Source organism: Pseudomonas sp. AU11447, from assembly GCF_001672555.2.
Classification (GTDB): Bacteria; Pseudomonadota; Gammaproteobacteria; order Pseudomonadales; family Pseudomonadaceae; genus Pseudomonas; species Pseudomonas nitroreducens.
On record NZ_LZDG02000028.1, the window covers coordinates 39,317 to 64,516 of the forward strand.

Annotated in this window: 22 protein-coding genes; 14 read left to right on the forward strand and 8 right to left on the reverse strand. The window is 66.6% G+C overall.

Annotated elements, in window-relative coordinates; translation table 11 throughout:
* Positions 1–3: 3 nt before the first annotated feature.
* The 5 genes from A6723_RS07330 (at position 4) to A6723_RS07350 (ending at position 5,538) form a co-directional block, all read left to right on the forward strand.
* Positions 4–1,344 (forward strand): glutamine synthetase family protein, encoded by a 1,341-nt coding sequence (locus A6723_RS07330; RefSeq protein ID WP_054908577.1) that lies wholly within the window; start codon positions 4–6, stop codon positions 1,342–1,344.
* Positions 1,328–2,071: an N-formylglutamate amidohydrolase gene (locus tag A6723_RS07335; RefSeq protein ID WP_054908578.1), complete on the forward strand. Its 744-nt coding sequence runs from the start codon at positions 1,328–1,330 to the stop codon at positions 2,069–2,071. The genes A6723_RS07330 and A6723_RS07335 overlap by 17 nt, the downstream gene beginning before the upstream one ends.
* 112 nt (positions 2,072–2,183) lie before the next feature.
* Positions 2,184–3,527, forward strand: coding sequence for an APC family permease (locus A6723_RS07340; RefSeq protein ID WP_054908579.1), 1,344 nt, complete (start codon positions 2,184–2,186; stop codon positions 3,525–3,527).
* 156 nt (positions 3,528–3,683) lie between these two features.
* Positions 3,684–4,166, forward strand: a complete 483-nt coding sequence (locus tag A6723_RS07345; protein WP_024763763.1) for an Lrp/AsnC family transcriptional regulator — start codon at positions 3,684–3,686, stop codon at positions 4,164–4,166.
* 310 nt (positions 4,167–4,476) lie between these two features.
* Entirely contained in the window at positions 4,477–5,538 is a 1,062-nt protein-coding gene (locus A6723_RS07350; protein WP_054908580.1) for an ornithine cyclodeaminase, read from the forward strand.
* A 3-nt stretch (positions 5,539–5,541) separates the two neighbouring features.
* Here A6723_RS07350 and A6723_RS07355 read toward each other — a convergent pair whose 3' ends face one another.
* Positions 5,542–6,480, reverse strand: a complete 939-nt coding sequence (locus A6723_RS07355) for a LysR substrate-binding domain-containing protein (protein WP_038803648.1) — start codon at positions 6,478–6,480, stop codon at positions 5,542–5,544.
* Between the two features lie 130 nt (positions 6,481–6,610).
* On the opposite strand from A6723_RS07355, the gene A6723_RS07360 reads away from it, so the two are divergent.
* A complete protein-coding gene (locus A6723_RS07360; protein WP_054908581.1) occupies positions 6,611–8,194 on the forward strand; it encodes a hypothetical protein in 1,584 nt (527 codons plus the stop codon).
* Between the two features lie 370 nt (positions 8,195–8,564).
* Here A6723_RS07360 and A6723_RS07365 read toward each other — a convergent pair whose 3' ends face one another.
* The 5 genes from A6723_RS07365 to A6723_RS07385 form a co-directional block, all read right to left on the reverse strand.
* A complete protein-coding gene (locus A6723_RS07365; RefSeq protein ID WP_054908582.1) occupies positions 8,565–8,780 on the reverse strand; it encodes a hypothetical protein in 216 nt (71 codons plus the stop codon).
* A 15-nt stretch (positions 8,781–8,795) separates the two neighbouring features.
* Positions 8,796–10,832 (reverse strand): pyridoxamine 5'-phosphate oxidase family protein, encoded by a 2,037-nt coding sequence (locus A6723_RS07370; protein ID WP_054908583.1) that lies wholly within the window; start codon positions 10,830–10,832, stop codon positions 8,796–8,798.
* Between the two features lie 53 nt (positions 10,833–10,885).
* Positions 10,886–11,509 carry a glutathione S-transferase family protein gene (locus A6723_RS07375; protein ID WP_054908584.1) on the reverse strand — a complete coding sequence of 208 codons (624 nt, stop codon included), beginning with the start codon at positions 11,507–11,509 and terminating at the stop codon, positions 10,886–10,888.
* A gap of 307 nt (positions 11,510–11,816) precedes the next feature.
* Positions 11,817–12,719, reverse strand: coding sequence for a LysR family transcriptional regulator (locus tag A6723_RS07380; RefSeq protein WP_054908585.1), 903 nt, complete (start codon positions 12,717–12,719; stop codon positions 11,817–11,819).
* Complete coding sequence (locus A6723_RS07385; RefSeq protein ID WP_054908586.1) at positions 12,716–13,627, reverse strand: LysR family transcriptional regulator; 912 nt, start codon at positions 13,625–13,627, stop codon at positions 12,716–12,718. The genes A6723_RS07380 and A6723_RS07385 overlap by 4 nt, the downstream gene beginning before the upstream one ends.
* Positions 13,628–13,817: 190 nt before the next feature.
* Between A6723_RS07385 and A6723_RS07390 the strand changes: the two genes are divergently transcribed.
* Positions 13,818–14,702: a DMT family transporter gene (locus tag A6723_RS07390; RefSeq protein WP_054908587.1), complete on the forward strand. Its 885-nt coding sequence runs from the start codon at positions 13,818–13,820 to the stop codon at positions 14,700–14,702.
* A gap of 90 nt (positions 14,703–14,792) precedes the next feature.
* On the opposite strand, the gene A6723_RS32070 is transcribed toward A6723_RS07390, so the two are convergent.
* On the reverse strand, positions 14,793–14,963 hold the full coding sequence (locus A6723_RS32070; protein ID WP_164488274.1) for a hypothetical protein: 171 nt from the start codon (positions 14,961–14,963) through the stop codon (positions 14,793–14,795).
* 282 nt (positions 14,964–15,245) lie between these two features.
* On the opposite strand from A6723_RS32070, the gene A6723_RS07395 reads away from it, so the two are divergent.
* Positions 15,246–15,455: a cold-shock protein gene (locus A6723_RS07395; RefSeq protein WP_024763772.1), complete on the forward strand. Its 210-nt coding sequence runs from the start codon at positions 15,246–15,248 to the stop codon at positions 15,453–15,455.
* Between the two features lie 82 nt (positions 15,456–15,537).
* Here the strand turns inward: A6723_RS07395 and A6723_RS07400 are convergent, their stop codons facing one another.
* Positions 15,538–15,927 carry a response regulator gene (locus A6723_RS07400; RefSeq protein ID WP_054908588.1) on the reverse strand — a complete coding sequence of 130 codons (390 nt, stop codon included), beginning with the start codon at positions 15,925–15,927 and terminating at the stop codon, positions 15,538–15,540.
* 483 nt (positions 15,928–16,410) lie between these two features.
* On the opposite strand from A6723_RS07400, the gene A6723_RS07405 reads away from it, so the two are divergent.
* The 6 genes from A6723_RS07405 (at position 16,411) to A6723_RS07430 (ending at position 25,167) form a co-directional block, all read left to right on the forward strand.
* The gene (locus tag A6723_RS07405) at positions 16,411–17,472 is read left to right on the forward strand and encodes a fimbrial protein (RefSeq protein ID WP_054908589.1); all 1,062 of its coding nucleotides are present in this window, start codon (positions 16,411–16,413) and stop codon (positions 17,470–17,472) included.
* A 287-nt stretch (positions 17,473–17,759) separates the two neighbouring features.
* Positions 17,760–18,308, forward strand: coding sequence for a fimbrial protein (locus tag A6723_RS07410; protein ID WP_054908590.1), 549 nt, complete (start codon positions 17,760–17,762; stop codon positions 18,306–18,308).
* A 93-nt stretch (positions 18,309–18,401) separates the two neighbouring features.
* Positions 18,402–19,130: a molecular chaperone gene (locus A6723_RS07415; protein ID WP_256546893.1), complete on the forward strand. Its 729-nt coding sequence runs from the start codon at positions 18,402–18,404 to the stop codon at positions 19,128–19,130.
* A gap of 76 nt (positions 19,131–19,206) precedes the next feature.
* A complete protein-coding gene (locus A6723_RS07420; RefSeq protein ID WP_054908873.1) occupies positions 19,207–21,714 on the forward strand; it encodes a fimbria/pilus outer membrane usher protein in 2,508 nt (835 codons plus the stop codon).
* A 391-nt stretch (positions 21,715–22,105) separates the two neighbouring features.
* Positions 22,106–22,639, forward strand: coding sequence for a fimbrial protein (locus A6723_RS07425; protein WP_054908874.1), 534 nt, complete (start codon positions 22,106–22,108; stop codon positions 22,637–22,639).
* An 86-nt stretch (positions 22,640–22,725) separates the two neighbouring features.
* Positions 22,726–25,167: a fimbria/pilus outer membrane usher protein gene (locus A6723_RS07430; RefSeq protein ID WP_256233807.1), complete on the forward strand. Its 2,442-nt coding sequence runs from the start codon at positions 22,726–22,728 to the stop codon at positions 25,165–25,167.
* Positions 25,168–25,200: the final 33 nt, after the last annotated feature.

The following is a 25,200-nucleotide window of genomic DNA, read 5'->3' on the forward strand; positions in this document are numbered from 1 at the left end:
GTCATGAGTCAGAACAATAACAATCCCGCTCCGATGCGCCTGACCAGCTTCGTCACCACCGATCTCTGTGGCATCACCCGCGGCCGCTCGCTTCCCGAATCGGAAGTCGCCGAGCAACTGGCCACCGGCTGTGGCTGGGTGCCCGCCAACAGCGCGCTGACGCCACAGGACATCATTGCCGACGACAACCCCTGGGGCAGCCACGGCGACCTGCGCCTGCTGCCCGACCCGAGCAGCCGGGTGCGCCTGGAAAACGGCCCCGATTCCCAGGCCGCGCCGCTGGATTACCTGCATGGCGATCTGGTGACGACTACCGGCGCGCCGTGGCCGGTCTGCCCGCGTACGCTGCTGCGCGAAGAGATCGCCCGTTACCGCGAACTGGGCCTGCAGGTCACCGCTGCCTTCGAACACGAATTCAACCTGCTCGGCCTGCCGGACGAGCATGCCGCCGCCTTCTCCCTGCAGGCGCAGCGGCAGACCGGCAACTTCGGCGGTTGGCTGATGAGCGCGCTGGAGCAGATCGGCGCCGAGCCGGAAATGTTCCTGCCCGAGTACGGCCGCAACCAGTACGAGGTCACCTGCCGGCCGACCCAGGGCGTTGCTGCGGCGGACCGCGCGGTGAACGTCCGCGAAGTCACCCGCGAGATCGCCCGCCAGTTCGGCTGGCGCAGCAGCTTCACGCCGCTGCTGGCGCCCGGCGCCGTGACCAACGGCGTGCACCTGCACCTGAGCCTGCAACGCCTGGATGGCACTCCGGTGTTCTACGACGAGGCCGCGCCGACCAACCTGTCCACGCTCGCCGAACACTGGGCCGCCGGCGTGCTGCGCCACCTGCCGGCACTGTGCGCGCTGACCGCACCGACGGCGGTGTCCTACCTGCGGCTGAAACCGCACCACTGGAGCGCCGCCTATGCCTGCCTGGGCCTGCGCAACCGCGAAGCGGCGCTGCGCATCTGTCCGGTGGTGGAGATTGGCGGCAAGCCCAAGGCGCGCCAGTTCAACCTGGAATTCCGCCCCATGGACGCCACCGCCAGCCCGCACCTGGCCATGGCCGCGGTGCTGATCGCCGGGCGCCTGGGCATGCAGCAGGAGCTGCCGCTGTCGGCGGTCACCGATGTCGACCCGCACAGCCTCAGCGATGCGCAGCGCGAGGAGCTGGGCATCAAGTCCCTGCCCGGTTCGCTGGAGGAGGCCCAGCGCCTGCTGCTGGCCGATAGCGAACTCTGCGCGCAGCTGCCGCCGGCCCTGCTGCAGACCTACGTCGCCATGAAGCGCCAGGAACTGGCCCTGACCCGTGAACTCAGCGAAGAACAACTCTGTGAATCCTATGCAAAGTTCTACTGAATCCGGCCTTTACCGGCGCCCGCCGTTCGAGATCGTCAACCCGCAGGGCAAGAGCCCGGTGCTGCTGGTCTGCGAACACGCCAGCCGCTACATCCCCGAGGAGCTGGCGCAACTGGGCCTGGACGACACGGCGGCCGCCGAGCACATCGCCTGGGACATCGGCGCGCTGGACCTGGCCCGCGAGCTGTCGGCGCGCCTGGACGCCACGCTGCTGGTGGCCAACTACTCGCGCCTGCTGATCGACCTCAACCGGCCGCTGTCCGCTCCGGATGCGATTCCCGAGCACAGCGAGATCTACCCGATTCCCGGCAACTGCAACCTGAGCGCAGCGGCCCGGCAGGAGAGGGTGGCGCGCCTGTTCGAGCCGTTCCACCAACAACTGACCGCGCTGCTCGACGAGCGCCTGGCTGCTGGCCGGCCGACTCGTCTGGTGGGCGTGCACAGCTTCACTCCGAGCTATCGCGGCGAGCCTCGCCCGTGGGTCGCCGGGGTGCTCTACGCCAAGGCCGAAGCCTACGCCCAGCGCATGGTGGCGGGGCTGCGGAAGAGCGGCGAAGAGATCGGCGCCAACCAGCCCTATGTGATCGACCCGTTGGAGGACATGACCGTCCCGGTACATGGCGACGAACGCGGCGTGGACGCCGTGCTGATCGAAATCCGCAATGACGGACTGCGGACCCCGCAAGGGGTGGAAGCCTGGGCAGTACGCCTGGCTCCCTGGCTCTGAGGACCCCACCCGGCTGGCCCCGTTCGACTGGCCGGGCAGGTTCTGAAAACAACAACAATTCAGCGCATGAGCGCCGAACCCTTACAGCTGCCGTTCCCAGAGGAAGTGCCCCGTGGCTATCGAACAGTTCGGATACAAGCAACAACTCCGCCGCAGCCTGACGCTCGGCGACCTGGTGATCTACGGGATGATCTTCATGATCCCGATCGCGCCCTTCGGCGTTTACGGCTGGGTCCACGCGGACGCCCACGGCATGGTGCCGATGGCGTATCTGGTGGGCATGGTGGCGATGCTCTTCACCGCGCTGAGCTATGGCGCGATGTCCCGCGCGTTTCCCATCGCCGGCTCGGTGTACTCCTACGCCCAGCGCGGCATCCACCCCAACGTCGGCTTCATCGCCGGCTGGGTCCTGCTGCTGGACTACCTGCTGATCCCGCCGCTGCTCTACGTGTTCAGCGCGCTGGCGCTTAACCACCTGTTCCCGGCGATTCCCAAGCTGGTGTTCATGCTGATCTTCCTGGTGTCCGCCACGCTCATCAACCTGCGCGGCATCACCCTGGCGGCCCGCTTCAACCTGCTGTTCCTGATCGCCGAACTGGTGGTCCTGGCGATCTTCCTGGTCGTTGGTTACCAGGCGCTGCAGGGTGGCATGGGCAATGGCCGGCTGACCCTGGAACCGCTCCTGCAACCGGAGCATTTCAACCTCGGCCTGGTGATGAAGGCGGTGTCCATCGCGGTGCTGTCGTTCCTCGGTTTCGACGCGATTTCCACCCTCGCCGAAGAGGTCAAGGGCGACCCGGCCAAGCAGATCGGCCGCGCCTCGCTGATCGCGCTGTTCGTCATGGGCGCCATCTTCATCGTACAGACCTGGCTGGCCACCGACCTTGCCGCCGGCATGACCTTCAAGTCGGCGGACACCGCCTTCTACGAGATCGCCGAAGCGGCCGGCGGCAGCTGGCTGTCCACGCTGACCGCAGTGGCCACTGCGCTGGCCTGGGGCGTGACCGTCTCCATCACCTCGCAGGCTGCGGTTTCCCGTCTGCTGTACTCCATGGCCCGCGACGGCAAGCTGCCGCGCGTGCTGGCCAAGGTGCACCCGAAGTACCAGACCCCGCACATCAGCCTGTACCTGGTGGGTGTGCTGTCGCTGGGCATCGGCATCTACTTCCTCGACTCGCCGGACGTGCTCACCTCGCTGGTCAACTTCGGCGCGTTGACCGGCTTCTGCCTGCTGCACATCGCAGTGATCAACCATTACTTCATCCGCCAGAAGAGCGGCCGGGTGCTGCGCCACCTGGTGTTCCCGCTGGTGGGGCTGGTGATCATCGCCTACGTGCTGTTCAGCATGAGCCGTGAAGCGCAGGAGCTGGGGGTGGGCTGGATCGCCATCGGCCTGGTGTACCTCGCGGTGCTCAGCCGACGTGGCAACGGCAGCGAGCTGGCGCGGGAAATCTGACCGGGTGCGCCGTGCTGTCGCAGACGTCACGGCGCACTTTGACAGACGGCGGGGCGTGCCCCATAAAGATCCGGGTCGGTGGCGGGCAGTGTTTCCACCGACTGCTTTCGCCGGGGCAGGGAAGCCGGCACGACTGACGAATCATCGCGAAGCATCATGAGCAGGAAAGATCAGGACAGCCCCTTCACCCTGGACCGCATCGACGAGGAGATCATCCGCATCCTCCGTCACCAGGGCCGCATCACCTACGGCAAGCTATCCGCCCTCGTGCACCTCACCCCGCGCCCCTGCCAGGAGCGCGTCCGCAAGCTGGAGCGACACGGCATCATCCGTGGCTACGGCGCCGTCATCGACGAGCAGAAGATTTCCGCCGGGCTCTCGCTGCTGGTACTGGTCGCACTGTCGAACCAGAGCGGCCGCAGCGCGCAGAAGGCCTTCGAGGCCCGCGTCATCGCCTGCCCGGAAGTGCTGCATTGCCAGCTGATCAGCGGGACCTTCGACTACAGCGTGCGCATGCGCTGCCGGGACATGGAGCACTACCGCGCGCTGACCGAAACCTGGCTCAACGACGAGAGCCTGCACATCGACAAGCTGGTCGCCCATCCCGAGCTGACGACCATCAAGGAATCCGCCAGCTAGCCCTTCGGCGTCCCCTCCGGCGGCGCCAGTTCCTTGGGTTTCCCGCCTGCAATATCGGCCTGTCGAGGGCTGCTAGACGCACAGCCGAATCGGCTGTTGCCGCTCGCCAATACAGCCGGATCGGCCGGCGCGGGCCCGTATTACAGCCGGGATTTCACCCCGGCGAGTGGGAAAATCGTCTTGCCCCTCTCTGACGTGCAGACCTGTTCCAGGGCCTCTGCGACGTTGTTGTGCCCGCTGTTCGAGACACGGCGGAGGCGGGCTGCAGTCCAATCAGAAGACGCCAATCACAACAATCGGAGGTCCCACCATGACCCGCTTCGTCGACGTCCCCACGATGTCCCAACTGGTCCAGCAGATCGGTGTCGCCCGCTTCATCGGCGAACTCGCCGACACCATCGCTCAGGACTTCGTGCGCTGGGAGTCCTTCGACAAATCCGCCCGCGTCGCCAACCATTCCGAGATCGGTGTCATCGAACTGATGCCGGTGTCCGACACCGCCCGCTATGCCTTCAAGTACGTCAACGGCCACCCGCAGAACACCCAGCGCGGGCTGTTCACCGTCATGGCCTTCGGCGTGCTGGCCGACGTCGAGACGGGCTACCCGGTGCTGCTCTCCGAGCTGACCGTGGCCACCGCGCTGCGCACCTGCGCTACCTCGCTGATGGCTGCCCGCGCACTGGCGCGTCCGAACTCGCGACGCATGGCGCTGATCGGCAACGGCGCGCAGAGCGAGTTCCAGGCGCTGGCCTTCCACCACCACCTGGGCATTGAGGAAATCGCCGTCTACGACATCGATCCGCAGGCCACTGAAAAACTGATCCGCAACCTGTCGGATTTCCCCAACCTGAAGATCATCCGCGCCGGCTCCACCGCCGAAGCGGTGCGCGGCGCCGACATCGTCACCACGGTAACCGCCGACAAGGCCTACGCGACCATCCTCACCCCGGAAATGATCGAGCCGGGCATGCACATCAATGGCGTGGGCGGTGACTGCCCGGGCAAGACCGAGCTGCACGCCGACGTCCTGCGCGCCGGCAAGGTGTTCGTCGAGTACGAGCCGCAGTCGCGCGTCGAGGGCGAGATCCAGCAGATGCCGGCGGACTTCCCGGTAACCGACCTGTGGCGGGTGCTGGCCGGCCAGGTCGGCGGGCGTGACAGCGCCGAGCAGGTGACCATCTTCGACTCGGTCGGCTTCGCGCTCGAAGACTACTCGGCACTGCGCTACGTGAACGAACAGGCCAGCCGCCTGGACCTCGGCGAGCGCATCGACCTGGTGCCGTGGAGCGAGGACGAGGACAACGATCCCAAGGACCTGTTCCGCTACACCCGCTCCGGCAAGGCGCGCAAAGGGCTGCGCCGCATCGCCTGACGCTCAGCGCGCCTCTTCGGGAATCGCCAGCGGCGGTCGGCTGAGGTCGCTGGCGCTCTGCGTGGTGGCGGCGACACGGGCCTTGAGCCATTGGCTGAAGGCCTTCACCACCGGGCGCTCGGCCTTCACCGGGTCGGTCACCAGGAAATAGCCCCGGCTGGACTGGATGGTGATGTCGAACGGGCGCACCAGCAGGCCGCGCGCCAGGGCATCGCCACTGAGCAGGTTGTCGCCGATGGCCACGCCCTGGGCGGCAATGCAGGCGGCGATGGTGCAGGGCGCGTCGGCGAACAGCACGCCGGAGCGGTGGTCGATGGCGCTCGCGCCCACGGCGCCCAGCCACAGGCGCCAATCGGCGAAATCGTTCATGTGCAGCAGCGTGTAGTGGGCCAGGTCCGCCGGCTGCGTGAGGCCGCCGCGCGAGTGGATCAGGCGCGGGCTGCACACCGGGAAGAAGTGCAGGGCCACCAGTTGCTCCACCGTCTGGTTCGGCCAGTCGCCGCTGCCGTAGGCGATGAACAGGTCGGCATCGCTGGCGCTGGTGTCCTGCGGCACGCGCGGCGTCACCACGTGCAACTGCACCTGCGGGTATTGCGCGAGGAAATCCCCCAGGTGCTGGCATAGCCAGTAGGTGGCGAAGCCGGGGTTGCAACTCACGCACAGCGGCCCGCTGACCTGCTGCTCGTCGAAGCTGCTGCCGGCCAGTTGCACCTCCGCGAGGATGCGCTGCACGTCGCGCGCATACCTCTCGCCCCGATAGGTCAGGCGGATGCCGCGCCCGGTGCGCTCGGTCAGGGCGAAGCCCAGGCGTTCCTCCAGCGTGGCGATGCGGTGGCTGACCGCGCTGCGGGTGAGGTTCAGCTCCGTGGCGGCGGCGGACACGCTGCCCAGCCGGGCCACGGCATCCAGCGCGCGCAGGGCGGTCATCGAAGGAAAGTGCATGGGCGGTCCAATTCTCGATTGGTGAAACTATCCGGACATGAGGTGGCGAAATCCTGCGCTTGTTGCAAATTCCGCTTCACCAATACTAGGCCACACGACAACAACAACAGGCAACGATGAGGAAGCCGCCATGTCGAAATTCAAGGCCTACGTCCAGCAGTGGATCGACGAGCACCGCCAGCAGCTGTCCGACTGGCACCAGGTGATCTGGCATTTCGCCGAGCCGGCCTTCCGCGAGTACAAGTCCTGCGCCTGGTACGTGGAATTGCTGCGCCGCGAAGGCTTCACGGTGGAAGAGGGCAGTGGCGGCATGCCCACCGCCTTCGTCGCCACCTTCAGCAACGGCGAAGGGCCCATCCTCGCCACCTACGCCGAATACGACGCGGTGCCGGGCAACTGCCAGGCGGCGGCGACCAGGCCGATGCCGCGCGAGGGCCTGTCGAAGTACGCGCCCGGCCATACCGACCCGCATTCCGCGCTGGGCATCAGCGCCCTGGGCGGCGTGCTGGCGGCCAAGGCGGCGATGCTGGAATTCGGCATCGCCGGCACCATCAGGTTCTTCGGCGAGCCAGCGGAAAAGCTGCGCGCCTCCAAGCCCGTGCACGCCGCCAAGGGCTACTACGACGACCTCGACGCCGCCGTCAGCTTCCACCCCACCTACATGCTGCCGCTGAACAACACCACCACCTGGGACACGCACTGCGGCATCGCCTATTCGTACATCTACACCTTCACCTGCGAAGACCCGCAGAACTGGATTGCCGCCGACCGCTACAGCCCGATCCCGCAGAACCACCTCGCGGCTCGCGCGCCGGGCGCCAACGATGCGCTGGTGCACTTCTACACGCTGAACGAAAGCCTGCGCCGCTCGACGTTGCCGTTTACCGGGCTGTGGAGCTTCAACGAGGCCATCCTCACCGCCGGCCAGGCCACCGCCGACAACCTGCCGCCGCACATCTCGCAGATCCAGTACCTGCTGCGTTGCGACTCCATCGAGCAGGCCGAAACCATCTCCACGGTGATGGACAACAACGCCGCCGCCGCGGCCATGGCCACCGGCTGCCAGTGGAAGAAGACCTGGGTCTGCAAATCCCGCGGCGGGCTGGCCAACCACGTACTGGCGCAGGCCTGCTACGACAACCTCGCCGCCATCGGCGCGCCGACCTGGGGCGAAAAGGCCATCGCCGTGGCGCGGGAAATCCAGGCGAACCTCGGCCTCGACCCGATGGACGAGCCCTTCCTGCCGGCCACCCAGGCGCTGATCGAGCCCCAGGAATGCGAGCGGCAGATGCGCCTGCAGATGCCGGCGTGGCAGAAGTACCTGACCTCCGACGATTACCCCGAATACACCTGGCACTGCCCGACCGTGCGCCTCTATGTGGCGCGGCCGATGCTCAGCGCACCCGTGGGCTTCACCTATCCGGACTGGGTATCCAACGCCCTGGGCGGCATCCGCGAAACCATCGACCCGATGATTGACGTGGCGTCGAAGACCATCGGCAGCACACTGATCGAGCTGTTCACCGATGCCGATCTGCTGGCCGAGGCGACCCGCGAGTTCAACCAGCGCACCGGCGGTGGCATCGGTGGCGAGCAGTGGCAGGCGCCGTTGCTGCCGAAGGACTTCAAGGTCCCGCACCGCTTCCGTTGGCCGGAATACATCCGCACGGTGCGCGGCGAGGAGTGGTGGATTCCGGCGCGGGAGGACGAGTGATCAGCGCCGACCCGACCGTCCAAACCCGACGGGAAACGCGGCCGCAGGATGGCATTTTGTAGGAGCGAGCTTGCTCGCGAACAACCTTGCGCTCACACCGACGCTTGGATGGAATGCGGTTCGCGAGCAAGCTCGCTCCTACAGGGACTTCGCCGGGATAGGGGCGCGCTTGAACCAGCGCACCAGTTCCGTAGGACGCATAACGCGCCAGCGTTATCCGTCGTTATGGCATCGGCGGATAACCCGTTCCGGGTTATGCGCCCTACGCGGTTGTAATTTGGCGCGAGTGGGGTTCAGTTCGCGAGCAAGTTCGCTCCTGCAATTGAACCCGAGCCCAACCTGTAGGAGCGAGCTTGCTCGCGAACAGCGCCTATCGGGTGCGCTTGAACCAACGCACCAGCGCCGCGCCGAACGCCACGGCGCGCGACCGCGACGGACAACCCGGCGACGAAAGCAGTTGTGGCAACAGGAAGCCCACCTCCGCCTCGCTGGGTCCGCAGAAACCGGTTTCGGCTGATTCGGCGAACTCCTCGTGCCAATGCGGAAAGCGCGCGCTCCCACCCTCGAATGAATCCAGTGTGTTCATGATCGATTCGCCTCCCTAGAGGTCCAGCACCAGCGGTTGCACGCCGCTCTCGTCCTGCGCCGGGATGGCGCAGCAGATCAGTGCGCTGCCGGCTTCGGGCAGTTCCGCCGGCGGGTTGGGGTAGTGCACCTGGCCGCTGACGATCTTCGTCCGGCAGGTCCCGCAGGAGCCGCCCCGGCAGCTGAAGTCGGGTGAAAGTCCGCGCGCTTCGGCCAGCTCCAGCAGCGTGCCGCTGTCGGGTTTCCAGCGGGCCTCCTTGGCCGAGCCGGCGAAGTACACCGGCACCGGCTCGGTGGCGGCCGGCGGCTGCACCAGCGCGGGTGCCTGACCGTCGCCCCGGCGCTTGAGCGTCGAGGGGCCGAAGGTCTCGGCGTAGATGCGCGCGTCGGCGATGTTCAGCTTGCGCAGGCCGTCGTAGATCGCCTGGGTGAATTCGCCGGGGCCGCAGACATAGAAGTCGTAATCGTCCAGCGGCAGCTGCGCCTTGATCGCCTCGATATCCAGGCGCCCGGCCTGTTCGAAGTCGCGGCCGAACACGGCTTCCGGTTCGGGGCGACTGAGCGCGCGATGGACTTGCAGTTGCGGCGCGCGCTGGCGCAGTTCGGCGATTTCCCGCTGGAACGGCAATTGGCCCAGCGTCCGCGCGGACTGGAACAGATGCACGCGCCGCGCCGGGCCCGCCGCCAGTTCGCGCAGCATCGAGAGCAGCGGGGTGATGCCCACGCCCGCGCCGATCAGCACGACCGGGCGCGCGCTGTCGCCCTTCAGGATGAAGCTGCCCATGGGCGCGCGGACCTGCAGGCGGCCGCCCAGCCGAACCTGCTCATGCAGGTGACGCGAGGCCGGGCCCTGGGCCTTCACGCTGATGCGCAACTCGCCGTCCGACGGCGCGCTGGACAGGCTATAGGTGCGGATCAGTGCCTGTTCGCCAATTGCCAGGCGTACGGGCAGGTGCTGGCCCGGCGCGAAATTCACGGCGATGCCGGCCGGCGGTTGCAGGTAGAACGAGCGAATGTCCTCGCTTTCCTGCTCCACGCGCAGCACCTGCCAGTCCTGCCACTGCTGGCGCTGCTCGCGTTCCTGCAGCTTGGCGTCGGCCTCGGCCCAGGTGCCGGTCATCAGGCTGGTGGGCGAGTACTCGCGGAAGCTCCAGCGCAGCGCCAGGGCGCTGCGGCGCAGCACGGCGTGTTCTACGTCCAGCGTCCACAGGCGCTCGGCGCCTTCGAAGGCGGCCAGCAGCGGGCTGTCGAAGAGGATTTCGCTGCGGCCATGGACCTGCAGCACGTCGCCGCTGGCGAAATCGACGAAGAGCAGCCCGGCCTGCGGGTTGGCCTGCAGGTTGCCCAGGGTGTTGAAGTGCAGGTTGCCGGCATAGTCGGGGATGGTCAGGCGGCTGCCCTCGACCCGGACGAAGCCGGGGCGGCCGCCGCGGTGGGAGACGTCCACCGAGCGCTCGCCATCCTCATGCTGCACGTAACTGGCGACGAAGAAGGTGTCGGCGTTGCGGACGATGGCGGCCAGCTCCTCGTTCAGCACGACGAAGTCCTCGCGCGGGGCACGCTGGCTGTAGCGCTGCTCGTCGCGGCTCCAGTCGCGTTTCTGGATGTACTGCGGGCAGTTGCCGAAAGAGTGCTCGACGGCCACCGTCAGCAGGCCGCCGTCGACCTCGCGGAGGACGCCATTCATGCGGTTGCGCCGCCGGGTGTGCAGCTCGATGCCCAGCAGGCCGATCGCCTTCCCGGCCTGCAGGCCGCTGGCGGCGGGGTCCTGGTCGTCGGGGGCGCTGTCGAGCTGCAGGCTTTTCGGATCGGGCGAGGTGATAAAGCCTTCCGCGCCTTCGAGCAGGGTCGCCCAGGGCCGGCCCTGGTCATCCACGGCGCCGACGATGATGAACGGCAACTGGTGGTAGAACTCGCGGTGCTGGTCGGGCATGTAGTCGCGGATGACTTTCTGGCCGTGCACCTCCATGCGTTCGGCCACGCCGACACGCTCCTGGATTGCCTTCTCGCCGGCGTGCCAGGGGGAGCTGCGGTGTTTGGGCAACTGGAACATGACGGGCACCTCGCAGAAGGTGCCGCCGGGTCAGCCCGGCGGCGAGGGTTGCATCAGGCTTGCAGGCCGATGGCGGTGCGCTGCATCGGCACGAAGTGCGGCAGGGCTTCCACGCGGGCCAGCCAGGCGCGCAGGTTCGGGTACTCCTGCAGGGACACATTGCCCTCCGGCGCGTGGGAGATGTAGGAGTAGTTGGACACGTCGGCGATGGTCGCCTCGTTGCCGGCCAGGAACGGTGTTCTGGCCAGTTCCAGCTCCATCACCTGGAACAGCGCGTGGGCACGGGTGATGACTTCCTGGGCGTTGAAGGCCGCGCCGAACACGGTGACCAGCCGCGCGGCGGCGGGGCCGAACGCCACCTGTCCGGCAGCTACCGACAGCCAGCGCTGCACGCGAGCGGCGCCCAACGGGTCTTCCGGCAGCCAGCGGCCGTTGCCGTATTTTTTCGCCAGGTAGACGAGGATGGCGTTGGAGTCGGCGACGATGACGCCTTCGTCATCGATCACCGGCACCTGGCCGAAGCTGTTCAGGGCGAGGAAGTCCGGGTGCTTGTGCGCGCCCTTGGCAAGGTCGACATCGATCAGTTCGACGGGCAGTTGCAGCAGCGAGAGCATCAGCTCGATGCGATGCGCGTGGCCGGACAGCGGATGGCGGAAGAGCTTGATGGTGTGGGACATGAGGGTGACTCCTTGGCTTGTGTGGGTAGGCAGCGCGAGTCGGTCGGTGGCGGGTTGCTCGAGCTGATGGGTGAATGCTGCGCTCGACGGCCGGCGCGCAGAATCCCCAGGGCGGACAATCCAGCGTTTCAGAATGCGGAAGAATGGGGCAGCGGGTGCAGCCGTTACCCTGGCTCCGCAGCGGCGATGTTCGCGAGCAAGCTCGCTCCTGCAGAGAAGCTCTGGAGTTGACCTGTAGGAGCGAGCTTGCTCGCGAACCGCCCAGAGCGCAGAGGGGGGAATGGGACGCACGTGGACACTGCGTGATTCAGCCGCGCAGCGCCGGGTGCGCCCGCAGGCGCGGCACAGCGAAGTCGAGGAAGGTGCGCACGCGCGCCGCCGCGCGGCGGCCTTCGCGGTAGATCAGCTGCACCGGCAGTTCGGGCGCGGCATAGTCCTGCAGCACGAGCTGCAGTTGTCCGCTGCTCAGTTCGGCATGCGCCTCGTGGCTCATGCAGCGGGTCAGCCCGAGCCCGAGGCTGGCGGCGCGGATCGCCGCGGGGATGGTGCTGCAGGCCAGCCGCGGGGCCAGGCGCACCGAGCGCGCCGCGCCCTGGTGACGAAAGCGCCACTCGCTGATCGCTCCCAGGCTACCGGGAACGATGATGTGGTGCCCCTTGAGGTCTTCCGGCGCTTGCGGCACGCCCTGGCGCGCGAGGTATCCAGGCGATGCGCAGATCACCGGTCGCACGGTGCCCACCGGCAGGGCGAAGCCGGAGGAGTCGGGCAGGGCGCCTATCACCAGGGCGACGTCGATGCCGTCTTCCAGCAGGCGCGGCAGGTCTTCCCGGTGCCGGCTGACCAGGCGCACTTCAGGAAAGGCGGCCAGGTAGTCCAGCGCGATGGGGGCGAAGATACGGTCGGCCATCAGCAACGGCAGGGAGAGGTTCAGCTGCCCGGCCGGGTGGGCCTGCAGGCCGCCGAGCGAGTCCTCTGTGTCCTCGATGTCCTGGAGAATCTGCCGGCAACTGGCGGCGAACGCTTCGCCACGCGGGCTCAACTCGATTCCCCGCGGGCCGCGCAGCAGCAGCTCGCACTGCAGGCGCGACTCCAGCGCGGCAATCAGGCGTGTCACCGTTGCGCTGGATAGCTGCAACCGGCGAGCGCCCGCGGCGAGGCTGCCGGAGCGCGCCACGGCGTCGAACGCCTGCATTTCCCGGTAGCGACTCACGGCTTCGCCGCTTGCAGCGCCGGGTTGGCGCGCAGCCGCGCGGCGCAGTGGTCGACGAAGCTGCGGACCTTCGCCGGCAATCGCGCGCCGTCCTGGTAGAGCAGGTGGATGGGCAGCGGCGCGGTGGCGAACGCATCGAGGACGATCTCCAGCTCGCCGCGTGCCACGGCCTCGGCGGCCTGGTACGAAAGCACGCGGGTGTAGCCTGCGCCCAGGCGCACGGCGTGGATGGCGGCGTTGTTCGAACTGACCACGAAGCGCGACGGTGGGCGCAGGGTCAGCGGTCCGTCCGCGGTGACGAACTGCCAGTCGGTGAGCAGCACGCTGGTGGCAGCCATCACCACCGGTGCATCGACCAGTTCGCTGGGGTGCTGCGGCCGGCCGTGGCGGTCGAGGAAGGCAGGGGAGGCGCAGACCACCGGGCGGATTTCGCCGACCCGCAATGCGGTCAGGCTGCCCTCGGGCAACTGGCCGATGCGCACGGCGACATCGATACCCTCGTCGAGCATGTTCACCACGCGGTCCACCAGCAGTGCGTTGACCGTCACCTCGGCGTGGGTATCCAGGTAGCTGGCGACCAGCGGGATCAGGTACAGCTCGCCGAACAGCACCGGGGCGGTCACCGTCAGGTTGCCGCGCGGGCGCAGGGCGCTGCCGGAGGCGAGCTCCTCGGCATCCTCCAGTTCCTGCAGGATGCGCCGGCAGTCCTCGACATAGCGCTGGCCGGTCTCGGTCAGCCGCACGCTGCGCGTACTGCGGGCCAGCAGCAGGGTGCCCAGGCGCTTCTCCAGCGCGGCGATGGCACGGGTCACGCTGGGCGGCGAAAGGCCCAGTTGCCTGGCGCCGGCGGCAAGGCTGCCGGCTTCGGCCACGGCCAGCAGCACTGTCATTTCCTGAAACCTGTCCATGGATCACCGTTGTGGCCTTGAGCGGGTCGCCAGACTGTAGAGGGAAGCGGCGCGGGATTGAAGTGCCGGTGGCCTGCGGGCGACATCGGCGTGCTTGCCAGCGCCGCCTGGCTTGACCGCGCCCCGGCCGCTCCGGCACAAGCGCTGGAGGCGCCCGCAGCGAGGCGCCACCGCCTGCGAGCCTTCCCCCATGACCAGCAAGACCACGGCCACTGCGCTGGCCGCTACCAGCAACCCACGCCTGGGTATCGGCCTGTGCCTGCTGTCGATGCTCATCTTTGCCTGCCAGGACGGCATCACCAAGGTGCTCGTCCGCCACCTGCCGGTGAGCGAACTGGTGATGGTGCGCTACTGGGTTTTCGTGCTGTTCGCGCTCATCGTCTGCCGTTCGCAGGGTGGCGTGCGCCAGGCTGCCCGCAGCGCCAGCCCCTGGCAGCAGGTGGTGCGCGCGTTGCTGGGCGTGGGCGAGATCGCGCTGTTCGGCCTGGCCCTGCGCTACCTTGGTCTGGCCGAGACCCACGCGCTCTACGCGGTCTTCCCGCTGATGACGCTGGGCCTGGCGCGGTTGCTGCTCGGCGAGCGGCTGGTCGGCCGGCAATGGCTGGCGGCGGCTGTCGGGTTCGGTGGCACGCTGCTGATCCTGCGTCCCGGCATGGGCGTGTTCGAGCCCGCGGCGCTGATTCCGCTGGCGGCGGCGCTGACCTTTGCCTTCTTCAACATCCTCTCGCGGCGCATCAGCCAGACCGACTCCTTTGCCACCACCACGCTGTACATGGCGGTTGCCGGCGCGCTGTCGGTAAGCGCGGTTGGCCTGCCGGCCTGGGTCACGCCCACGCCTCACGAAGCCATGCTGATGTCGATCGTCGCCGTCTCCGGGGTTGTCGCGCAGTTGCTGCTGATCCAGGCGCTGAAGTACGCCCAGGCTTCGACGCTGCAGCCGTTCAACTATTCGCTGCTGGCCTTTGCCACGTTGATCGGCCTCATCGCCTTCGGCGAGGCGCCGACCGCCTGGACGATCACCGGTGCACTGCTGATCCTGCTCGCGGGGTTGTTCTCGATCAGGCCGGCGGCCTAGTTCCGAGGTGGCGGGCCAGCCCGAACCTGACGCACAAATGACAAGGCCGTATCGAGGGATACGGCCTTTTCTGTGCTGCCCGCGGATCAATCAGGCGTCAGGCTTCCTGGGCTTGGCGAGGGTGAATTCGGCGCGCTTGTAGGGCTCGGTCCGGCCATGCTTGCCCGCAGGGATTTCCTGGATCTCGCCGCCTTTTGAAAGAAATGCTGAGATTTTCTTATCCAGCTCCGATCGTTTGCTTTTCGTCTCTGACTCGGACATTCGGTCACCTGAGGTGATGAGCCACCTGGCTGGCGGCTAGCGGACACTATACCCACCTCGACCGGTGAATACCGACCGCCCGGCCGATTTAAGCATTTTCATGCGAAATCGCTACTTATTCCCTGCCAGATCTGTATGCTGGACCTCTGCCTGCTCGGTTTAGCGGCACCGTCCGATGTTTTGTCTTCTTGATTCTCCATCTCTGCGGCCCCCTCTTCACTTCGCATACAGTCACGCCAGGCATGTCGCATGGCCTGATTTCCTTTTGATTGGAGATTCATCATGGCAACTCGCCAAACCGGTACCGTTAAATGGTTCAACGCCGAGAAGGGCTTCGGCTTCATCACCCCGGAAAGCGGCGCGGACGTCTTCGTCCACTTCCGTGCCATCGAAGGCACCGGCTATAAGTCGCTCGACGAAGGCCAGGTCGTGACCTTCAACGTCACTGCCGGCGCCAAAGGCCCGCAGGCCGAGCAAGTGCAAGTGATCTGACCGATCGCTCGCTGAAAAAGCCCCGCTGATGCGGGGCTTTTTTGTTTCTGCTGCCCGGTGCGCTGCGCCGGGCGCTGCCGATTCAATGGCGTGTTCCCAGCGCCTCGTCGATGAGGCCGGTCAGCGTCGGAAGGTCGAATGGCTTGTCCAGGAAGCGGCAGGCGGGATAGTCATCGCTCCATGCGTCGCCGGACATGATGATGATCGGAATGGCCGGAAACCGTCGGGCGACCTGCCGCGCCAGTTCGGCGCCATCGATGCTGCCGGGCATGGAGATGTCGGTCAGCAGCAGTGCCAGTTGCCCGGGGTTGCCGTTGATCCAGGCGAGGCCGTCGTCGGCATTGCCCAGGACCACGGCCTCAATGCCGTGATCTTCCATGGCCAAGCCGAGCATCCTGGCCAGGTTCGAATCGTCATCAAGAATGAGCACATAGCTGGGGGGAGCGGTGGGTGGGCTTCCGAGCTTGTCCATGCGATCTCTTCCTGCGTGGGTGTGCTGCGGTAGAGGGCCTTGCCGGCAATGCGTTCAGATTACCTGAGCAGAAGGTAAACCCGCCGACCGAAGGCTCTGCGGCGGGGAGTGCGGAGGCCGGCAGCGGTCTCGCCCTCGGTGCAGGTGAAAACTCGACATCGGGGCCGGGCCGGGGCGCTCGCCCTTCGTCCTGCACTGGCTGGAACGCCGCTGAAATCCCCGAGCCAGAGCAGTCATTCGCTCTGCCGGCGCTCAGTGAGTAGGGGCGTGCGGTGTCGGCAGGTGCCCGGATGCGCTTCGGTGGGTGGGTACGGCCAGGCTTTGCGTGAGGAAATTTCCTACAAGCTCGCCGGATGGGTTCTACAGGTCGCGTGGGATCCATTCCTGATAATTCAGCCCTCATCTGGCTTTGCCGCCAGACCTCGACCAACAGGCAGGTGATCGCAATCCGCAGATGCGAGCGCCTGCAGGAGGGCCATCATCATGAAATTCAGAACTCGACTCCTGGGTTGCCTGGCCGTGCCGTCCCTGCTGCTGGCGGCAGCGCCGGCCATGGCCGCCTGCACCTGGAACGGCAGCGACTGGACGCCCAAGCAGCTCACGCTCACCGGCGGCACCGTGTATGCCCCGCGTGACGTGCCCATCGGCACCACGCTGAACAACAACGCACCGATTCGCACGCTGAACTTCGGCGACTCGCTGGCCTGTGGTCCGCCGGCTACCTACGGCGCGACGCTGGTCGGCCCTGTGGTGAACGACATTCCAGTGGATGTGCTGCGGGTGCCGGCCAACTCCATCCTGCAGACCAATGTTCCCGGCGTCGGCCTGGCGATGTACATGACCGGCTTCGCCACGGGCTGGCAGGGCGAGGCGAGCAACCCCAGTCGTTTCATCCCGTTCAACATCACCTGGAACAACTCGTGGGCCGTCGGCATGCCCTCGGCCATGATTCGTTACGCACTGATCAAGGTCGGCGATATCCCGCCGGGCACCCACAGCATCAACCAGCTGGTCGCCCAGGGCCACACCGACCGCGGCCGCATCTTCGACCTGACCTTCACCGCCACCGTGACCGTGGCCGGCTGTTCGATGCCGCAGGCGCCGGGCAACCAGATCAACGTGCCCATGGGGACCTGGGAGAAGCGCGTGTTCAACGGCAAGAACTCCACCACCGATGCGCAGCCGTTCGCCATCACGCTGAACTCGTGCATCGCCGGGAGCGGCTATCCGTCGAACACCAACGGCTACTTCAACGGCAACTACGCCAACATCCAGATCGACAGCGCGAAGACATCCACCGTCCTCGACGCCGCCAATGGCGTGCTCAGCCTGTCCAGCGACTCCACCGCCCAGGGTGTCGCCATCCAGGTGCTGCGCGACAACGGCACGCCGATGAACCTCGGCCAGCCGGTGCGGCTCAACCGGGTGGTCAACGGCACGACCACCGTGCCGCTGAAAGCGCGCTACATCCAGACCGGCGACGGCCCCACGCCGACACCGGGCACCGCCAACGGTTACGCGAGTTTCTCGGTGACCTACCGCTAGAACGGCCTTGCGCATCGACGCCACGGCCCCGACGACCGCTTTGACCGGCGGTTTCCGGGGCCGTGGCGTTTTTCTTGGCGCGTCGACGAGCAGGGTGTTTCCCAGGGAAATATCCCTGGGAAACGTCCTACAAGCACAGCGAAACGTCCTACATAGACGACCTGCACCCATCCCGATAATGAACCCAGACGAAACGCGCTGACCCCGTAGTCGGGGGCGCCACGTCGATCCTTCTGAAGGCCTGGAGAAGGCTTGCAGATACCTCCTTCATCTATCTGGATGTGATCATGAAAAAGTTTGCTCTCAAAGGTTTGGCTCTCTCCCTGGCTCTGGCTGGCGCTTCGCAGATGGCGATGGCGGCGGACGGCGAAATCAACTTCGTTGGCAGCGTCACCGACAACACCTGCCCGGTCGTGGTCGATGACCTGAACGGTTCCGCCGGCGCCGGCGACGTCTCCCTGGGTTCCGTGCCGGTCACCTCCCTGGCTTCGGCCGGCCAGGTCGCAGGCGGCGGCGCCTTCACCCTGACCATCGACACCACCGCGCCGGGCTGCAGCGTTGCCGGCAAGAAAGCCGTGGTCAAGTTCCTCTCCCTCAGCGGCAGCGCCGGCTCCAGCGGCCAGTGGATCGGCCTGACCCCCGAAGCGGGCGTCGCCACCAACGTCGCCGTGCAGATCAAGGACGCCAGCGGCAAGGACCTGCAGATGGGCCTGGAGTCCTCCCCGTACCTGGACCTGACCCAGCCGCTGCGCTTCACCGCCAACTACATCGCCACTGGCGCCGCGACTGCCGGTCCGGCCAACGCCAAGGCGGCGTTCACCGTCGACTACCAGTAATCCCGTCGATGCAACAGCCAGGAGCCTGGGCTCCTGGCTGGCCTTTCCCCCGCAGCGAAGCTGCATGGCCGTGGCGCCAGGAGGATGTTCGAAATGACCTCATTGAAGAAAACCGCGGTTCTGGCCCTGGCACTGGGCAGCGCGCTGCTCAGCGGTATCAGCCAGGCCGGCGTCATGCTCGGCGGTACGCGCATCGTCTTCGACGGCAACAAGCGCGATGCCTCGATCACCGTCAGCAACACTACGCTGCAGCCCTATGCGGTGCAGACCTGGATCAACACCGAGGCCGACGACAACAGCACCTCCACCCCCTTCGTGGCGACGCCGCCGCTGTTCCGCCTGGACCCGCGCAAGGAGCAACTGGTGCGCATCCAGAAAGTCCCTGGTGACCTGCCCCAGGACCGCGAGTCGGTGTTCTATTTCAACGCCCAGGAAATCCCGGTGGCCGGCAAGGCCGACGAGAACACCCTGAAGATCGCCATGCGTACCCGCATCAAGCTGTTCTATCGCCCGGCCGGCCTCAAGGGCAATGCGCTGGACGCGCTGCCCCAGCTGCGCTGGAACCTTGCACTGGAGCAGGGCGAGCCGGTGCTGGTGGTCAGCAACCCCTCGGCCTTCCACGTTTCCTTCATCGGCGTGAAGGTCCTCGCCGGCGCCCGCAGCGTCGAGGTCAACGAGCCGAAGATGGTCGCGCCGATGAGCAGCCAGCGCTACCCGCTGCCGGGCTTCACCGGCCTCAGTGGTGAGGTGGTGTTCTCCGCGATCAACGACTTCGGCGGTTACACCGAGCCTTCGAAAGTCGCCGTGACCCGCGCCCAGTAACGCCTTCGTCCTTTCCCCCGCGAACGAGCCCGCGCGCTGCCCCGAGCAGCGTGGCGGCAGCGTATTGAGTATTGCCATGCGAACCGATGCCATGAACCTTGCCCGTCCGTCCGTGCCCTTTGCCCGCCGTCGTCTGTCCGCAGCCGTTTTCGCCGCGCTGATGAGCGGCCTGGTGCAGGCTGCCGAGTCGACCGAGTTCGATTCCAGCTTCATGCAGTCGTTCGGTGGCAGCAGCGCCGGCCCGAACCTCGACCTGGACGCCATCGCCAACAGTGGCAGCATCGGCCCCGGCACCTACCCGGTGGTCATTCGCCTGAACCAGAGCTTCTTCGACCGGCGCGACATGACCTTCGCCAAGGACGAGAAGAGCGGCGAAGTGCGCGCCTGCCTGTCGGAGGCCTTCCTCACGGAACTGGGCGTCAAGCTCGACGCCTTCAAGGCCGCGGGTGAAACGCTGCCTGAGTGCATCGACCTGCCTGGTCTGATCGAAGGCGCGTCGGTGAGCTTCGACGCCAACCGCCTGGCCCTGGACATCAGCGTGCCGCAGGTGGCCATGCGCCGTGACGCCGCCGGCTACGTCGCGCCGAAGGAATGGGATCGCGGCATCAACGCGGCGATGCTCAACTACCAGCTCTCGGCGGCGCAGACCAACTCCGACTACCGCGGCAGCGGCTCGCAGTACAACCTCTACAGCAACGGCGGCTTCAACCTGGGCGACTGGCGCTTTCGCTCCAGCTCGTCGTTCCGCCAGGACGAGGAGGGCACGCGCGAATGGCAGCACAGCAACACCTACGCCCAGCGCGACCTCACCGCGATCAAGGGCACCCTGACCCTGGGCGAGAGCTTCACTCCGGGCGACGTGTTCGACAGCATTCCCTTCCGGGGCGCGCAGATCGCCTCGGACATCGGCATGCTGCCCGACTCGATGCAGGGCTACGCGCCGATCATCCGCGGCATCGCCGAAACCCAGGCCAAGGTCGAGGTGCTGCAGAACGGCTACTCGCTCTACACCACCTACGTCGCGCCGGGCGCCTTCGAGATTGATGACCTCAACGCCGCCTCGGGCAGCGGCGACCTGGAAATCATCATCACCGAGGCCGATGGCCGCGAGCGCCGCTTTACCCAGCCCTACGCCACCCTGGGCAACATGCTGCGGGAAAAGACCTGGCGCTACAGCCTGACCGCCGGTGAATACAACGCCGCCGATGGCGGCCAGCGCCCGGCATTCGCCCAGGCGACCCTGGCCTACGGCCTGCCGTTCGACCTGACGCTGTACGGCGGTGCACTGGGCGCCGACTTCTACCGTGCCGGCGCCCTGGGCGTCGGCAAGAGCCTGGGCAGCCTGGGCGCCGTGTCGCTCGACGTGACCCAGGCGCAGACCGACGTGCCGAAGGAAGTCAGCGGCCGCGCCGAAACGAAAAAGGGCCAGAGCACCGCGCTGCGCTACGGCAAGGCGTTCGAGACCGGCACTTCCGTGCGCTTCGCCGGCTATCGCTACTCCACCGAGGGCTACCGCGACTTCGACGAAGCGGTGCGCCTGCAGGAGCCCAACCAGTACAACGACATTTCCAAGCGCAGCAAGGTCGAGGCCAACCTCAACCAGATGCTCGGCAGCTATGGCTCGCTCTACCTCAACCTGAGCCAGCAGGACTACTGGGGCACCTCGCACCAGGACAAGCAGATGCAGCTGGGCTTCAACACCCAGTACAAGGGCGTGACCTATGGCCTGTACGCCAGCAAGACGCTGACCGACAACTTCGGCCAGAACAACCAGCTGGTATTCACCGTCTCCATGCCCCTGGGCCGCAGCGGCACCACCGGCAGCTACTCGCTGACACGCAACAACGACGGCAGCCTGGACCACCGCGCCGGCCTCAACGGCCGCGAAGGCGAGATGACCTACAACGTCAATGCCAACCGCTCGGACAACGGCGGCAATAGCGGCTCGGCGCTGGTCGGCTACCGCACGCCCTTCGCCCAGCTGGGCGCGGGCGTCAGTGTCAGCGACAGCACGCGGCAGCTCTCGCTCAGCGCCGCGGGTTCGGTGCTGGCCCACCGCGACGGTGTCGAGTTCGGCCAGACGCTGGGCGAGACCGTGGCGCTGGTGGAGGTCAAGGACACGCCGAACGTGGGCGTGCTCAACGCGCCGGGCACCCTGACCAATGCCGAGGGCTACGCCCTGGTGCCCTACGTCACCCCGTACCGCCGCAACCGCGTGGCGGTGGACACCGGCGAGATGGACACCAGCGTCGATATCGAGGAAGGCGTCACCAATGTCGTGCCGCGCCGTGGTGCGGTGGTCAAGGCGAGTTTCGCCGCCAAGCGTTCGGAGAAGGTGCTGCTCAACCTGCGACTGCAGGACGGCTCCTTGCCGCCGTTCGGCGCGACCGTGTCCGACGACAAGGGCGCCAGTGCCGGTGTGGTCGGCCAGGCCGGGCAGGTCCTGCTGTCGGCGGGCGAGGGCAGCGAATACCGCCTGAAGTGGGGAGAGAAGGCCGCACAGAACTGCTCGATCAGCCTGGACCTCAAGCAGGCCCCGGTGGTCGACGGCTACCGGGTGATGGACGCGGTCTGCCGCCCCTGATGGTGAGTTCCCTTGGCGCAGGCAAGGACGCCCTGCGCACTCGACGGCGTTCGTCTTTCCCGGCTCCCCGCCCGGATAAGACGAACGCTTTTTTTTGCCTGCGCGACAGGGAGAAATCCGAGGGAAAGGTCCTACGAGCCGGGAGGATTGGTCCGACATTTTTAGGGGTTGGTATTTAGCAACATAGCTCCTGTGTCGGACGCATCTGACGTTCAACAGGAGCATTGCCTGCAAGCTTTTCCTACAGCCAGCCACCGCGATCACTGACTTCGAGCGGGCCTGCTGACGGTAGTGGATGGGGGCCGAAGTCTCGCGAGGGATGGGGCGGGCAATGAGCAAGGGACGCAGGGCGACTGGCTCACCTAAACAATTATCCATCGAGATGTATTCAATGAAAAAGTTCGTCGCTGTTACCGCCGCTTCCGTCGTCATGGGCCTGACCACCTTCGCCAACGCCGCCACCCCGGCCAGTGGCAACCCGGGCACCGTTCGCTTCATCGGTGAAATCGTTTCCGGCGCCTGCGGCATCGACGCCAAGTCCCTGGACCAGACCGTTTCCCTGGGCCAGGTTCCGGCCAACAGCTTCAAGGCCGTCGGCGATCGTTCGACCCCGACCAAGTTCGACATCGTCCTGACCGATTGCGACACCACCACCCAGCAGAACGCCCGCTTCACCTTCAGCGGCGTGCAGGACCCGGCTGTCCCGGCTCTCTTCGCCACCACCGGCCTGGCCCAGAACGTCGGCATCCGCCTGCAGGCCAGCGCTGGCGAAATGCTGGAAAACGGCAAGGAGCAGGTCGCTCCGGTCGTTCTGCAGGACGGCAACAACACCGTGACCTTCGCTGCCATGTACGAAGCGACTGCCGCGACCGTCACCACCGGTGAAGCCGACTCCGTCGCCAACTTCACCGTCGCTTACAACTGATCCGCCCCTTTCGGCTGGTTGTAAGAAAAAGGGGCGCGAGCCCCTTTTTTCTTGTTTGTCTCTTTCCGGATCAACAGGTGGCTTTCGTGTGTCGTCGCAAACTTCTTCTGTCTTGCGTGCTGATCTCCTGCGCACGCTATTCGGCTGCGGTGGAATTCAACTCGGAATTCCTCAACATCGATGACAACGAGGGCGTCAGCCTGGAGAAGTTCGCCCGCGCCCAGTACACCGAGCCGGGCAATTACCTGCTGGATATCGCCGTCAACCAGCGCTACTTCGGCACCCGCTCCATCGAATTCCGCCTGAGCGCGGACGGCCAGGGCAGCTTCGCCTGCCTGCCCGAAGACCTGGTGGCCATGTTCGGCCTCAAGCCCGAGCTGCTGAAAACCCTGCCGCGCCTGGCGGGCGGGCAGTGCGTCGACCTGGGCGGCATCGACAACGCCACGGTCAAGTACCAGCAGAACCTCGGCCGGCTGACCATCAGCCTGCCCCAGGCTTCGCTCGAATACGACGACCCCAGCTACATCCCGCCGGCGGCCTGGAGCAACGGGCTCGACGGTGCGCTGCTGGATTACCGGGTCATCGCCAACCACCGCGAGACCCACGCTTCCGGCGATTCGACGCTGTTGCAGAGCTACGGCACCGCCGGCCTGAACATCGACGCCTGGCGTCTTCGCGCCGACTACCAGGCGCAGCAGGAAAGCGGCAGCCAGGACAGCGGCATGGACAACCAGGGCTTCCAGCTCAACCGCCTGTATGCCTACCGCGCGCTGCCCTCGATCCGCTCCAAACTGTCGGTGGGCGAGGACTACCTGAACTCGGACGTCTTCGACACCTTTGCCCTGCGCGGCGTCAGCCTGAGCAGCGATGACCGCATGCTGCCGCCCAACCTGCGCGGCTATGCGCCGCTGATCAGCGGCCTGGCGCGGACCAACGCGACGGTCACGGTTTCCCAGCAGGGCCGCGTGCTCTACTCGACCACCGTGACGCCGGGCGCCTTCAGCATCCAGGACCTCAACAGCAGCGTGCAGGGCACCCTGGACGTGACGGTGCGCGAGGAGGACGGCAGCGAGCAGACCTTCACCGTCAACACCGCCGCGGTGCCTTTCCTCTCCCGCGAGGGCGAGCTGCGCTACAAGGTGTCGGCCGGCCAGCCGCGCCTGACTGGCAACGGCGGCCGGGAGCCGAACTTCGTTGCCTCGGAACTGGCCTACGGCCTGCCCTGGAACATGACCCTGTATGGCGGCCTGCTGGTGGCGCAGGACTACCTGTCCAGCGCCGTGGGCGTGGGCAAGGACCTGGGCGCCTTCGGTGCGCTGTCCGGGGACGTCACCAACTCCCGCGCCACCCTGCCGTGGAACGGCCAGAAGGTGGTGGGCAATTCCTACCGCCTGAACTACTCCAAGCGCTTCGATGCCATCGGCACCGACCTGCGTTTCCTCGGCTACCGCTTCTCCGACCGTACCTTCACCAACTTCTCGCAGTTTGTCGGCGACCCCGATTCCTATTCGCTGAACGCGGGCAAGCAGCGCTACTCGGTGATGCTCGCCAAGCGTTTCTCCTGGCTGTCGACGAGCCTTTCCTACGACCACTCGACCTACTGGGACGTGGCTCCGACCGACCGCTTCGGGCTGTCCCTGGCGCGCAGTTTCGCCGCCGGCAAGGTCAAGAACATCAACGTCAACCTGTCCGCGTACCAGACGAAAAACGCGCAGCACAACGACTCGCAGATCTACCTGGGGGTGAGCATTCCCCTGGGCGGCAGTTCGCTGCTGTCGAGCAACGTGCAGCGTTCGAGTTCCGGCGCCACCTCCACCAGCGTCGGCTTCAGCCAGGACGTTGGCGACGGCCTGAGCTACCAGCTGTATGGCGGCGTGGGCGACAACAAGTACGCCAACGCCTACGTCGCCAGACGCGGCTCGACCTACCGGGCCAACGCGTCTGCCACCACCGATGGCAGCACCTACCGCTCGTATACCGGCGAGATCGACAGCTCCCTGGTCGCCACGCGCCATGGCATCGCCGCTCACGGCAACGGCTCCAACGGCGACACGCGGCTGCTGGTTTCCACCGACGGCGTGCCCGACGTGGCCTTCAGTGGGCAGGCGCGTTCCAACGCTCGCGGTTATGCGGTGATGGATGGCCTGCCGTCGTTCCAGGCCTACGAGGCCCGCGTGAACATGGAACAGCTGCCGCTGGATGTCGACGTGAGCAACCCGGTGCAGCGCCTGGCGCTGACCGAGGGCGCCATCGGCTACGTCAACTTCGCCGCGGGCCGTGGCCGCAACGCCTATGTCGCGCTGACCCAGGCCAACGGCAAAGCGGTGCCTTTCGGCGCCTCGGTACAGGACAAACAGACCCACCGGGAAGTGGGCATCGTGGGGGAAGAAGGTGTGGCCTACCTGCTGGGAGCCAAGGCCGGGGCGGAGCTGGTCGCCCGTTGGGGGGATACCGGCAGTTGCACCCTGGCCGAGCTGCCCGCAGAGGCTGCCGTGACCAACGTCGCCAAACCGTTGCCGTGCCGCTAGGCAGACGGCCATTCCCGATCACCTTGTCTGGAG

Excerpts from the sequence above, each read along its gene's own strand:
- A6723_RS07330 (WP_054908577.1), top strand. The coding sequence starts at position 4 with ATGAGTCAGAACAATAACAATCCCGCTCCGATGCGCCTGACCAGCTTC.
- A6723_RS07335 (WP_054908578.1), top strand. The coding sequence starts at position 1,328 with ATGCAAAGTTCTACTGAATCCGGCCTTTACCGGCGCCCGCCGTTCGAG.
- A6723_RS07345 (WP_024763763.1), top strand. The coding sequence starts at position 3,684 with ATGAGCAGGAAAGATCAGGACAGCCCCTTCACCCTGGACCGCATCGAC.
- A6723_RS07350 (WP_054908580.1), top strand. The coding sequence starts at position 4,477 with ATGACCCGCTTCGTCGACGTCCCCACGATGTCCCAACTGGTCCAGCAG.
- A6723_RS07355 (WP_038803648.1), bottom strand. The coding sequence starts at position 6,480 with ATGCACTTTCCTTCGATGACCGCCCTGCGCGCGCTGGATGCCGTGGCC.
- A6723_RS07360 (WP_054908581.1), top strand. The coding sequence starts at position 6,611 with ATGTCGAAATTCAAGGCCTACGTCCAGCAGTGGATCGACGAGCACCGC.
- A6723_RS07365 (WP_054908582.1), bottom strand. The coding sequence starts at position 8,780 with ATGAACACACTGGATTCATTCGAGGGTGGGAGCGCGCGCTTTCCGCAT.
- A6723_RS07370 (WP_054908583.1), bottom strand. The coding sequence starts at position 10,832 with ATGTTCCAGTTGCCCAAACACCGCAGCTCCCCCTGGCACGCCGGCGAG.
- A6723_RS07375 (WP_054908584.1), bottom strand. The coding sequence starts at position 11,509 with ATGTCCCACACCATCAAGCTCTTCCGCCATCCGCTGTCCGGCCACGCG.
- A6723_RS07385 (WP_054908586.1), bottom strand. The coding sequence starts at position 13,627 with ATGGACAGGTTTCAGGAAATGACAGTGCTGCTGGCCGTGGCCGAAGCC.
- A6723_RS07390 (WP_054908587.1), top strand. The coding sequence starts at position 13,818 with ATGACCAGCAAGACCACGGCCACTGCGCTGGCCGCTACCAGCAACCCA.
- A6723_RS32070 (WP_164488274.1), bottom strand. The coding sequence starts at position 14,963 with ATGTCCGAGTCAGAGACGAAAAGCAAACGATCGGAGCTGGATAAGAAA.
- A6723_RS07395 (WP_024763772.1), top strand. The coding sequence starts at position 15,246 with ATGGCAACTCGCCAAACCGGTACCGTTAAATGGTTCAACGCCGAGAAG.
- A6723_RS07400 (WP_054908588.1), bottom strand. The coding sequence starts at position 15,927 with ATGGACAAGCTCGGAAGCCCACCCACCGCTCCCCCCAGCTATGTGCTC.
- A6723_RS07405 (WP_054908589.1), top strand. The coding sequence starts at position 16,411 with ATGAAATTCAGAACTCGACTCCTGGGTTGCCTGGCCGTGCCGTCCCTG.
- A6723_RS07410 (WP_054908590.1), top strand. The coding sequence starts at position 17,760 with ATGAAAAAGTTTGCTCTCAAAGGTTTGGCTCTCTCCCTGGCTCTGGCT.
- A6723_RS07415 (WP_256546893.1), top strand. The coding sequence starts at position 18,402 with ATGACCTCATTGAAGAAAACCGCGGTTCTGGCCCTGGCACTGGGCAGC.
- A6723_RS07420 (WP_054908873.1), top strand. The coding sequence starts at position 19,207 with ATGCGAACCGATGCCATGAACCTTGCCCGTCCGTCCGTGCCCTTTGCC.
- A6723_RS07425 (WP_054908874.1), top strand. The coding sequence starts at position 22,106 with ATGAAAAAGTTCGTCGCTGTTACCGCCGCTTCCGTCGTCATGGGCCTG.